The 12,220-nt window shown below is 57.9% G+C and carries 6 protein-coding genes and 1 riboswitch; of the genes, 1 reads left to right on the top strand and 5 read right to left on the bottom strand.

The genetic code is table 11. From position 1 onward, the window contains the following. Position 1: 1 nt before the first annotated feature. The 5 genes from KSY55_RS04580 to KSY55_RS04600 all read right to left on the bottom strand — a co-directional run bounded on the left by KSY55_RS04580 (position 2) and on the right by KSY55_RS04600 (position 9,833). A complete protein-coding gene (locus tag KSY55_RS04580) occupies positions 2–1,492 on the bottom strand; it encodes an ABC transporter ATP-binding protein (RefSeq protein ID WP_055063600.1) in 1,491 nt (496 codons plus the stop codon). A gap of 109 nt (positions 1,493–1,601) precedes the next feature. Next, complete coding sequence (locus KSY55_RS04585) at positions 1,602–2,213, bottom strand: ECF transporter S component (RefSeq protein WP_022245116.1); 612 nt, start codon at positions 2,211–2,213, stop codon at positions 1,602–1,604. A 25-nt stretch (positions 2,214–2,238) separates the two neighbouring features. After that, positions 2,239–2,341, bottom strand: a riboswitch (TPP riboswitch). Between the two features lie 152 nt (positions 2,342–2,493). Further along, on the bottom strand, positions 2,494–3,615 hold the full coding sequence (locus tag KSY55_RS04590; RefSeq protein WP_055063457.1) for a P-loop NTPase: 1,122 nt from the start codon (positions 3,613–3,615) through the stop codon (positions 2,494–2,496). Between the two features lie 93 nt (positions 3,616–3,708). After that, entirely contained in the window at positions 3,709–6,384 is a 2,676-nt protein-coding gene (gene ligA, locus KSY55_RS04595) for an NAD-dependent DNA ligase LigA (RefSeq protein ID WP_065437392.1), read from the bottom strand. 125 nt (positions 6,385–6,509) lie between these two features. Next, entirely contained in the window at positions 6,510–9,833 is a 3,324-nt protein-coding gene (locus tag KSY55_RS04600; RefSeq protein WP_217749496.1) for a tetratricopeptide repeat protein, read from the bottom strand. 147 nt (positions 9,834–9,980) lie between these two features. Between KSY55_RS04600 and KSY55_RS04605 the strand changes: the two genes are divergently transcribed. After that, positions 9,981–12,128, top strand: coding sequence for a hypothetical protein (locus tag KSY55_RS04605; protein ID WP_217749566.1), 2,148 nt, complete (start codon positions 9,981–9,983; stop codon positions 12,126–12,128). Positions 12,129–12,220: the final 92 nt, after the last annotated feature.

The following is a 12,220-nucleotide window of genomic DNA, read 5'->3' on the forward strand; positions in this document are numbered from 1 at the left end:
CTCACTCCCCCTCGCTTACGAGAACGCGACGCGCTCCCAACGTTTCGATCAATGGTTCGTCATGGGTGACCATGATGACGGAACAGCCGGCGTCACGCGCACCGGCGATCAGTTTCACCATTTCCGTCCATGTGGTGAAGTCTTGGCCGAACGTCGGCTCGTCCATCACCAAGACTTTCGGCGCGGCGGCCAGCATGGAGGCAACGGAAAGCCTTCTTTTTTCGCCGCCCGATAATGTGAACGGATTAGCTTGAGCGAATCTAGCAAGATTCATACGCTCAAGCATGTTGTCGGCTATAGCGTAAGACTCTTCTTCGCTCTTGCCCATGGATTTGGGGCCGACCGCCGCTTCGTCACGCACGCTGGATGCGACGAACTGGTGTTCCGGCTCCTGGAACACCATGCCGATCCGTCCGAGCAGATCCCGACTTTTCCAAGTGAAGACGTCGTTCTCCCTACGTGCGGGAACCATGGTCTCATCCATGCTCACACGGCCGGAAATCGGCTTGAGCAAGCCGGCCAAAGTCAACGCGAGCGTGGATTTTCCCACGCCGTTTTTGCCGGTCAGTGCGGTGATCTCGCCAGCATGGAACACGAGGTTCACATGCTCGCCAAGCGCGAAGTCACGCCCGAAGCTGAGATCCTCCGTTCGCAGAACAACATCTCCCGACGATTGGCTGGATTCGGGGGTATGACTTTCGATGGTGCGTCCTGGAACCCATGCGCCGCCCTTTGCGAGCACCGATGCCATGCTGCCGAACACTTCTTCCGGAGTGCCGTCTGCGATGACGCCGCTGACATGCGAGTCGGCCTCCGGCTTGCCGAGTACGATAACCCGATCCACCAGATCAAGCCATACGTCAATATGGTGTTCCACCACCACCAAGGTTTCACGGGTCTGTTCCAGCACATGGCGTACCGCATCATGCACTTCCTTGACGCCCTCCGGATCGAGGTTGGCCGTCGGTTCGTCGAGCAGCAGCAGTCCGGGATGCATGGCGAGCACGCCGGCCAAGGCCAGACGCTGGCGCTGGCCGCCGGACAGTCTGCGTGTGGAGCGGTCAAGTTTCATGTAGCCGAGTCCAACAATGTCGAGCGAGGAACGGACCCTGCTCCAAATCTCATCTTTCGGCAGATTCAGATTTTCACAACCGAAAGCGGTGTCATCGCCCACACGTTCCAGAATCGTCTGCGCGTCAGGATCCTGCAACACCAATCCGGAACGTCCGCGTGCCTGACGGGCGTCCACTCCGTCAATCAGCAGCTCTCCTTCAAGCTCGCCTTCGTCATCGCCGCCGAGCACGCCGGCAAGACCGGACATCAACGTCGATTTTCCAGCGCCGGAAGCGCCCAACAACAACACGCGCTCCCCTGGCTGTATGGTGAAATCCACATGCCTTAACGCGAAATCCTTACGTGAGGCGTGTCGCCATCCCCAATCGCGTGCGACCACCCCGGCTGCGGAAAACGATTTTTCTGCATCAGTACCCATGAATCGTTCTTTCATCCCTCTTGCATTCCGCGTTTGCAGAACGAACACGCATCAAAGAAGTCCCGTATCCACCACTGTGAATGCGATACGGGACTTCATTAACGAATCGTCATACCAAGGCCTTCGCACGGCCGGATTCGAAACGGTCAAGCACGCCTGTTTTAGCGATGGCCTGCTGCAGCAGATACATCAGGACTCCAGCCACCAGAGCGCCGGAAATAACGGAAGTGACGCAGCTGACGACAATACGCAAACCTGCCCAAGCAGGATTCACGGTCCAGTTATACAGGAAGCATCCCAAGCCGGCGAGGGTTCCAGCGATGGTGGTCGACAGCAAATCCCAACGTTTGTATGCAAAAATCGCAAAACCGATTTCGGCAGTGAGGCCTTGGCAGATACCGATAATCAAAGAACCGCCGATGCCCCACGGATTGCCCATGGCAAGCTCCAGAGCGGCGGCAAGGGTTTCAGCGAACAACGCAGCGCCAGGCTTTCGCACGATGATGGCGGCCAGCGGACCCGCAAACAGCCAGATGCCGTTCAACAAGCCTTCGAAGCCCGGCGTCACCGCTTCGAAAAGCGTAATCGGAGCGGCGCAGATGACATCCCAGCCCCAGAAAATCACGCCAGCCGCAACCGCGATGATAGCGGCCACGACGATGTCAACAACTCGCCATTTATTGTTATGCTTCTTCACCACGGAAGATTCATTTACGGTCATGAATGTGCCTTTCTCTATGTCAAGGCACGGGAAAAGAGAGACGTCCGTGCGCCGGCATTACCCGGTATACGTTCATACGGTTGAAGCGCTTGCTTCCTCTCAGCCATACGGCCCCCGTGTCTGCGCTTGATACTACACAAGGCACAAGATTTTCACAAGGGTCATTTCATTTCGCTTCGTTTTCCACCCAGACGTTCCCCGGATGAGCTGTGAATCCGCAGCCGCATTAGGCCACTGTCCATACCGCAGGTCATGACGGCCTGGATACGTGCCCCGCACATCACATAGGTCTGTGCATCAACGATTCGGCCAGATTCCTGAACGTCTCGCCAATGCCATCGGCGCGCAACGCGCCATCCTCGTTCAACACGGCGGGGCGGCCGGCCTCACCGGTCTCACGCAATTCCGGCTCCAACGGTAGCTGTGCGAGCAAAGGAACATCATAGCCAAGGCTTTCGGTCAACTGCTCCGACACACGCGCACCCCCACCTTCGCCGAAAATCCGCAGGCGTTCGCCCTGATGCTCGTAATAGCTCATGTTCTCCACAACGCCGCGTACCTTCATCGGTACCTGCAATGCCACCAGGCCGGAGCGGACCGCAATGTCCGAGGCGGATGGCTGCGGCGTGGTGACCACCACCAGTTCCGCGTTCGGCAGAGCCTGCGCCACGGAAATCGCCATGTCGCCGGTACCTGGTGCCAAGTCGAGCAGCAGCACGTCAGGCTCGCCCCACCATACGTCTGAAAGGAATTGTTCAAGAGAACGCTGCAATCGCGGGCCTCGCCAAAGGATCGCACGATCGGCGCCGGCAAACATGCCGATGGAAATCAATTTCACACCCCATGCGGTGACTGGCATGAGCATGCCGTTCAGATTGGTTGGTTGAGCATGCACGCCGAACAGTCGCGGCAGTGAGAAACCATAGATGTCGGCGTCGATGGCGGCCGTATCGTACCCCAATGCGGCAAATGTGGCAGCAAGATTCGCAGTGACGGAAGACTTGCCGACGCCTCCTTTGCCGGATGCTATGGCGAAAATACGGGTTTTGATGCCCGGCTTGTTGAACGGATTCTGTTTGCGTTCGGCCTTGAGGCCTGCCACAAGTTGGGTGAGCTTGTCTTGACTCATGGACCCGACTTCGATGCGCGGCAGCAATGTCGCTTCCGGATATGACGACACCGCTCCGTTGATCTGGTTGGTGATAGTCTGCGACAGTGGACAGCCTTCCACCGTCAGTTCGACCTCCACACGAACCTCGTAGGTGTTCGCCTTACCTTCCACCGGTATCGCGTCTATGGCTGCGATCATGCCCAAATCGGTCACGGATCGGCCCAGTTCCGGGTCGATTACTTTGCTGAGTCGCTCATAGATGCGCGCTTCGATGGTGCGCTCGTCGGTCATGGTTCCTCCTTTAGCCGCGTACCAGACTAGCGTCTGGAAGCGCGGCATGCCAGAGCCTTCTTGTGATTACGTTGCCAATTTGACGTGCCGGTGTCATACCGTTCCGTTTTCCAGCAGTATTTTGAACTGGTCCTCGTTTAGCATGGGAACGCCTAATTCCTCGGCTTTGGCGGCTTTGGCACCAGCGTTTTCGCCGACGACCACCCAATCGGTTTTCTTGCTGACCGATCCTGCGGCCTTTCCACCGCGGGAGATAATCGCCTCTTTGGCGGAATCCCGCGAGAAATCAACCAACGAACCAGTGACGACCACTGTCTTGCCTTCCAGTGTCTGCGGCAGAGCACTGGTCTGTGCCTGTCCGACTCCCACTCCGGCTGCCTTCCATGCTTCCAGCACCATGCCACGCCAATCGCCTGGATTCTTGGCCGAAGCAAACCAGGTGACCACGGATTCGGCAATTTCCGGACCGATGCCGTCTATCTGTGACAGTTCATCCACGCTGGCTTGTTCGATGGCGTCGAGCGAACCGAATGTGTTGGCGATGGTACGCGCCGTGGGAGGACCGAGCCGTCGAATGGACAGGGCCACAAGCACACGCCATAGGTCGGCATGGCGCGCCTTGTCCATTTCGTCAAGCATTTTCCTCGTGTTTTCCGCGGGGCGTATATATATCGGCTGCACACTGGATGTTCCGGAACGCGACACCTTGGTTTCCTCGCGAACGACCACGGCATCTTCAGGCACGTCATATTCGGGATATTCCGCGGATTCGTCGACGGAGTCCTTACGTTTTCTTGCAACTGTAGGAGCTGTCCAGAACGCCGGAACCTGATGCCACAGTCCCGATCCGCCAATGCGTTTGCGTATCTTTTTCGGTTTGCCGTTCTTGCCGATGGTTTCGTGGATTTCGATGATCGGCGCTTCACGCCATACGCGAACATCCTGCAGATCGGCGGACGTCAACGAAAACAGACCGGCTTCGCTGGACAGCACCGGTGTTTGGCGGGCCGGCAGCTCCAGACCTTCCACAGGCTCGTACGGTTCGGGCTCCGCGCCCGGCTCCACCACGATTTCCGTGATGTTCGGCGCGTAGGTGGCCGTCGAATCGGGACGGTCCTCTTCCGGATTCGTCAAAGCGATGGCGGATTGGTCGCCTAAATGCTCGATATCGAACGCTTTCCTGGATGCCAGATTGATGATACGTTCGGTCAACTGTGCCGGGCAGGATTCCACGTTCGGGCAGCGGATGTCCTTGTCCCCCTCTTTGGCCGGAGCGAGTTCCGCCCCGCAGCTCGGGCAGTGCGAAGGCATCACGAAACGGCGCAGCTGGCCTTCGTGTCCTTCCCTGCGTTCCAGCACAGGACCTACGAGTTCGGGAATCACATCGCCCGCCTTACGCACCACAACGGTGTCTCCGATGAGCACACCCTTGCGTTCCACTTCGAATGGATTGTGCAAGGTGGTTCTCGACACCGTCGAACCCGCAACATATACGGGCTTCAATATGGCCACTGGGGTCACACGGCCGGTGCGCCCCACCTGCACGGTGATGTCAAGCAGTTCCGTATTGACTTCCTCCGGCGGGTACTTGTAGGCGATGGACCAACGCGGAGCACGCGAGGTCGCGCCCAACGATCGTTGCAATCCCAAATCATCCACTTTTACGACAATGCCGTCGAGCGCGTGTTCGATGTCTCCACGATGCTCGCCGTAGTAATCGATCATGTCGAGAATCTGGCTGAATGTGGTGACCTCACGGTTATGTGGCGAAACGGGTATGCCCCACTTCTTATACAACCCATACGCTTCGGATTGGTTGTTGACCGCATCATGGTCGGCACCACGTTTGGCGCCCCACTGGAGCGTTCCAATGCCATGCGCATAGAAGCTCAGCCTTCTGGTGGCGGTGATGCGCGGATCCTTCTGCCGCAGGCTTCCGGCAGCCGCGTTACGTGGATTGGCGAAAGGCGCGCGCCCAGCATCCTCGTTTTCTTTGTTGAGCGTGTTGAAATCGTCCCATCGCATGAAGACCTCACCGCGGATCTCCACGAATTCGGGAATGTCTTCTTCCGGTCCCGCAAGATTCTGCGGAATGGTGGAGATGGTGCGCACATTGAGCGTGATATCCTCGCCGATCACGCCGTCACCTCTGGTCAGACCTTGCTCGAGCACGCCGTTACGGTAGATGAGGTTAAGCGCAAGACCGTCGATTTTCACTTCGCATGTCATCGGCAAAGGCTTCGTCTCAGGCCAATCAAGTCCCCGAATAACACCGTCGTACCATTCATGCAGTTCCTCAAGCGAAAAGACATCGTCAAGACTCATCATGCGAGACGGGTGGCGTACCGATGCGAAATCATTGGAGAAGGTGCCTCCGACACGATGCGTCGGCGATTGCGCGGAATCGAGGGATGGGAACTGGGCTTCCAACGCCTGCAGACAACGTATTCTCGCATCATAGGCGGCATCGGACGAGACCGGCGCGTCATCGATGTAGTATGCGATCTGGTCGGATTCCACCCACGCCGCCACACGCGCCCACAATCGAGCCGCGGCTTCAGCACTGATGGACGAGACATCAAGTCGGGTCAACCGCATGGCGTCGGCATCGGTTGGCTGCAATGCGGCGATCCAGCGTTCACTGCCCGGCGCATATGAGCTGACTCCCCCGTCGGGAACCACAGCGGTTGACGCGGAGCCCGTATCGCCGCCCATTTCAGAAGCGTCAAAATCCCATGCGAGTTGTTCGGAATCGTCATGCCTTGTCATTGTCATTGCCTTGTCACTGTCTTCAATGTTTTGCCGGTCAGAGCCGCCATGCACACATTATCGCACAAATGTTCGATTTACTGCATCGCCAACGTCTGTTTGGCGCACTGCGGAAAGCACGCCGTTCAGTTGTTCAACGACCTCAGGAACTGCATCTGCACCACGTCGGCACCGTCGCGCTCCTCGTCATCCATCCTTGAAGCGGCAACCGAAAGCGTACGTGCCGGCACGAACATGCCTTCATCCACACAGACCCGCGCGGCCTTGCGTACCAAGGATGCGACCTGGGTATTGGGCCATACCGGCAGTCCCGCTTGGGTAAGCACGTGCATGGCTTCCGGAACGTCGGTGGGCACCGGAATGCATTGCGATTGCGCGCGTCCGATCAATTCCTGCAGCTCGCTCTCCAGCATGGCGATTCGCCCGGGGGCAATCTCCTCGCTCATGATGTACGCGGCGGCCGCGATGTCGAAGTGGTCGCACATCCATTCCGCATAGGCGAGTCTGTAATAGGCGAACGACGCATCCTCACGGTCAAGTGCGACGTGCAACGCGTTGAGGCAAGCCGCTCTGGCCGGATCCCAATCCTCGGCGCGCGCCAGTTGAACCGCCAGCTTGAGATGGGAAAGCGGGTAGGCCGGCGCATATCGCACCATCGCATTGAGATGCGGCAACGCGGCCTTCACGCCTTTGACCTGTGCAAGCACGTCGGCGAGTTCCATATGCGCGTAGAACAGATTGTCCGGAATCAGCACGGTCCGTTCGCCTTCCGTGGCGAACATGAGATTGTAGATGACGCGTTCCGCATACGAGTTGAAATACCGCGGCACGCCCGGATTCGAAGCGAACAGTCGGTCCATTCGCTCCAACGCCGCTTCGGCCAGTTCCATGCTTTGGTCGACCTGTCCTGAGAACAGCAGGTCTCTCGCCTTGATGCGTTCCGCGTCAAGCTCGTCGGCCAAGCGGAAGGAGAAGTCCGGAGTGTCTTTGCCATCGATGAGCGCACTCGTCACCTGCGGAGCCAACGACGTCAATTCCGGGTCGGCAATGGTGTTGATGACGTCCATGGCCTGCTTTGCCTTGGCCACCGATTCCAGATGGGAGTCCTGCGCGATTCTGTGGAATTCGCCAACCGCGCGCTGCAGCAGGTCGACGCGCTGAATGGACAACCCCGACATGTCACGGCAGCCGAACAGCTGTGCCGTGTCATGGTCGAATATGGCGTCGGAAAGCTCAGGCTCCTCCTGACTTCCGGATGGGGAGAAACGACTATCGCGCAAATCGAACGTGGCGTCCACTGGCTTCAATGCGCCGAGGCCGTCCACATCCATTTCCGCATCGAACATACGGTATGTGCCTGTTGGATCAGACAATCCGCACTCGCCCAGACGCTCCATGAATTCGCTTCTGGTGAAGGTGACCGTCACCAGATTGCGTACGGTCGGATTCTTGCGAAGCTGGCTTAATGGATCATCACCATTCCCATCGAAATCGCCGAAGCCGATCAGTCCCGCGTCAAGAGCGCCATCATGCACGCCCTGTGCGGAACCGTCGTCCACGCTAGAGGAATCGTTCGCAGTCTCGTCGGGAACCGCGAACGTCACTTCGTCGAAGTCGATATCCCGCATCAGATCCTCGAATTGGCTGTTCAACGCATCATCCGTATCCTCGGAGTTGACGCCATCAACGCCCATGTCGGCGGATCTCGGCGCCACCGGGCGGGACGGGTCTCCGTGGAAATCGCCGTCCTTCGGATCGGCCTTGGACCCAGAAACACCCATATCTCCAGTACGAATGCGTTCGAAAGCCGCCAAAGCCTCGCTCATCAGCTCGCTGATGGCGGAATCCTGCTCGGCCACGGCCTCTTCCAAACCAATCGAATCGATATGCATCGACACACGCTGTATGCCCGGATCGGCGCCAAAACTCAACGCGGCCATCATCAGTCCAACACGCAGATTGTAGTCCGCGCTCATGCGGGCGCGTTCGGCGTCCGTCATATCCACCCATGCGTGGCGGGACACGTCATATTTGGTGGATGGCATCATGGAAACGCCGGCAGAGGTGAAACCGATGGCCATATTGCCGTCTCGGAGACTGCATCGGAAGTCCACGTCGAAGCGGTATGGCAGGCGCATGCTGCGCAATAGTCTCGACATTGTCTGGCGGTATACCCATTCCGAACCGCCTTCGGCTCCGAAGGCGGTACCATCCTCGCCGTCCTTCGTGTTTTCGGCGATGGAACGTCTGGTTTCCGCGGCGATGTCCACCAGGCGCATGACGGCTTGGACGCCGTCATCCTGCTGTGAGTCGAGGATCGCGCCGAATTCGTCGTCCGGTTTCAATGCGATCAGCGCCGGATTTTCCAGTAGCGCCATGTCGATTTGCGCGGCTTCCGCGCGGGTTACGGTGTCTTCTGTGGGCAGCTTGCCGATACGGGCGTTGCGTTCCAGCCATGAACTGACTGCGGCGAAACGGTTGAGGTTGCCTTCGATGTTCAGCGCGCGCAGCGATGCCGAGAACGGCAGTGTGGAATCCCAAGCGAAGAAATAGCAGCCCGAGTAGCTGGACGTGTATAGGTGCAATGGTTCCGCGCCGTGTACTGCTTCGAGCCCTTGGTCTTTGTCAAGGGCGCCTGCCTCGCGCATGAGGTCGGCGAAATAATCCTCAAGTCCGGATGCGCGCATGCCATGGGAGCGTGCGCTCATCGTGTCTCTGATGGATCGGCGGATCGCGCCCATCGGCGCCTCTCGGTTGAGCCTGCGGAAGATGTTGCCCGTGCCGAATCCCACGAGTAGCCCGTTCATTTGCGGCAGCATGTAGGCTGCGAAGAATGCGATGGTGATGGCATCCCTGTATTCCAGATCGAATCGCATGGTTTCCGGCAGGTTGGCACGCATCTGTTCGAGCGTGTAGCGGTTGCCGACTTTCAGCCAGGATGCGAGCCATATCATGCGGCCATCGGGCATGCGTCCCACGACACCGCCTTGCGACGCGCGCACCATCTTCGGCGCGCCGTTTGTCGCGTGTCCGAATCGTGGACCGTCTGGCAGGGTGAGGGTTTCTTCTTTGACGAATATGAATCGTGGTTCCAGATCCTGCACGTCCATTTCGGGATTGGTGCCTGCGAAGACGCGTGCTTTGCTGTCGGCGAGCGCGATTTGCGCGAAGTGGTTGTTGTCGGTGAATAGTCCGATGGAGAAGGCTTTGCCTTGGGTTTGTGGCAGTTGCGCCCAGCCGAGTTGGAGTGTGCTTGGTATGCCTTCGAAGCCTTTGATGATGTGTCGTTTGATGAGTGGGTTGAGTTTGATGGCGTTGCGGGTGAGTTCATCGACGATGTCGTCTGGCGTGTCGAGGGCTTTGCCGAAGGGGTTGGCGTCGGCGGTGTTGTGGGGGTGTTTGTTGTGGTTGATGAGTTGTCGTACCCCTTGCATGGCGTGGTTGAGCATGGTCCGTCCTTGGTGTGGATGGTGTGCTGATGGCGATGCTGGTGTGAGGTGTGACATGTGGGCCATTCTTTCAATTCAATGCGACATGCAGCCTTTAGAATAAAGTTCGTGACTTTTTCGAAACAGCGTTTTCAGGCGCGTCATCGTGTGTGCGCAGCTATTGTAGCCGCTTTTGTTGTGGTGGTGTTGGTTGAGTGCGTGTTGTGCAATGTGCCGTTTTTCCGCTCGTTGGCGGCGTCGGGTGATTCGGCGGCTGCGTATAACACGTTGGGGCCGGGGCTTGAGCGTCGTGATGACGGGTTGTTGGAGGTTACTGATCCGACGCAGGCGTATTTGCAGGTGGCTGCGGATGGTTCGTCTGAGTATGTGCGGATCGTGCCGGTGTCCGATGAGGTTATGGGTGGTGTGCCTGCCGGTTCGCGCGTGTTGCGTACGGTGCGTGTTCGTGCGGATGCGGATCGTGTGGCTGGTTCGTTGTGTTCGGTGTCGTTGGATTCGTCTCGTTCGTTGTATGTGAGGGCTGCGGCCGGTCGTACGGTGCGCGTGCAGGTGGTGGAGCCGAAGGGGTCATTGATTCCGTTTGATGCGGTTCGCGCGAATGTGCGTGTGCCGTTTTCGGTGAGTCCGTTGCGTGTGGCGTTGTTGGTGTTGGTGATGGTGTTGGTGGCGTTGTGGCGTCCGGGCTCGCGCCTGTGGAAGGTGCCGTTGAATACGTCGAGTGTGCGTCAGCGTGTGACGTTGGGCATGTTGTTGACGGTTCCTGGGTTGGTGACTGTTGCGGCGGTGGCGTGGCAGTTGGTGTCTGCGGTGCCGTTGAGTTTTCATACGGATGGCATGTATACGTATGATTACGATCAGTATGATCATGTGGCTCGGGCGTTGCTTGATGGTCATGCGTGGCTTGATTTGGATGTGCCCGACGCGTTGCGCGATGCGGATAATCCGTATGATGTGACGACTCGTCAGCAATTGCTTGCCGATGGTGTGAGTCCGGTGTATTGGGATTATGCGTTTTTTGATGGTCGTTGGTATTCGTATTTTGGCGTGGTGCCGGCGTTGCTGTTGTTCGTGCCGTATCGTGCGATAACGTCGTTGTGGGTTGATGGTGGTCTGATGATGCCGTCTGGCGCTGCGGTGCCGCTGCTGATGTTTGTTTTTTTGGTGTTCGCGTGCCTGTTGACGATTCGCGTGATCGAGCGTGTGCGTCCGCATGTTTCGCTGGCTGCGGTCAGTATGTTGTGCGTGTTTGTGGTTTTGGCGTCGAACGCCCCGTACTTGTGGTATCGGACGAATTTTTATTCGGTGCCGATTGCGGCGTCCTTGTTGTTGAGCACGTTGGGCTTATGGCTATGGATGGGTGCGGTGCACCCGAACGCGGCCGATGCCGGTGGCGATGGTGGTGCGAATACGGTCGAATCGTTGTCGCTGCCTCGTTTGGCTGCCGGTTCGGTGTGTATTGCCGCGAATGTGGGTTGCCGTCCGTCGTTTGTGGTGGTGGCGTTTGCCGCGTTCCCGTTGTTCTGGCCGCAGATTCGTGCGATTGTGGGGCAGTTGCGTGCCATCGCGTCTGGTTCCGGCGTGCGTGGGCGTGCGCGCACCGTGTTGCATGCGTTGCGCACGCCTTTGGCCGTGCTGGTGCCCGCATTGGTTGTGGTGGTGCCCTTGTTCGCCTATAACATGGTGCGTTTCTCCTCGCCGTTCGATTTCGGTTCGTCGTATCAGCTGACGGTTACGGATATGACGAGTTACCATCAGTCGTGGTCGAATTTTGTTTGGACGGTCGCATATTACCTGTTTCTGCCGTTGCGTTGGACGGATACGTTCCCGTTCCTTGCCGTCGATCCCGCGCCTTTGAAGGATTGGGGGTTTGCGGAGGCGATGCCCGGAGGCCTGTTCGTCATGGTTCCGCTTGCTTTGGCTGCGTTGGCTTGCCCGTTCCTACGTAAGCGCATGCGCGTTCGTGGCCATGCCGGCATGTGGCCCACATTGGTGATGTTCCTGCTGTTGGGTTTGCTGATCGTGGCTCTTGACGCGCGGCTGGGTGGCCTTGGATGGCGTTATATCGCCGATTTCGGCTGGCTGTTTGCGTTGGCTTCGCTTCCTTTGATGCTTATTGCGCTGGATTGCGAACGTCCGCGGCTTCGCTGGCTGTTGCGCGTGCTGGTGTTGGCGCTGCTGTTGTTCACGTTGTCGTTGACGGTGTTGTCGTTGTTCCTGTACGGCCGCGACGACGAGTTGATTCGTAATAATTCCGGTTTGTTTCATGACGTGCAGTCGTGGTTCACCCTGATGTAAGTTACGGCGTTTTCAGGGTTATTTCAGGGTTTTATCACAATTTTTCCAATAAATCATTCGGCTTGTTCCGAGTTTTCCGGATAACAGTGGCG

Source organism: Bifidobacterium sp. MSK.13.1 (assembly GCF_019131435.1).
Taxonomy (GTDB): Bacteria; Actinomycetota; Actinomycetes; order Actinomycetales; family Bifidobacteriaceae; genus Bifidobacterium; species Bifidobacterium pseudocatenulatum.

What these genes read in the sequence shown, in the direction of transcription:
- KSY55_RS04580 (WP_055063600.1), bottom strand. Translation starts at nt 1,492, where the DNA reads ATGGGTACTGATGCAGAAAAATCGTTTTCCGCAGCCGGGGTGGTCGCA.
- KSY55_RS04590 (WP_055063457.1), bottom strand. Translation starts at nt 3,615, where the DNA reads ATGACCGACGAGCGCACCATCGAAGCGCGCATCTATGAGCGACTCAGC.
- KSY55_RS04585 (WP_022245116.1), bottom strand. Translation starts at nt 2,213, where the DNA reads ATGACCGTAAATGAATCTTCCGTGGTGAAGAAGCATAACAATAAATGG.
- KSY55_RS04600 (WP_217749496.1), bottom strand. Translation starts at nt 9,833, where the DNA reads ATGCTCAACCACGCCATGCAAGGGGTACGACAACTCATCAACCACAAC.
- ligA (WP_065437392.1), bottom strand. Translation starts at nt 6,384, where the DNA reads ATGACAAGGCATGACGATTCCGAACAACTCGCATGGGATTTTGACGCT.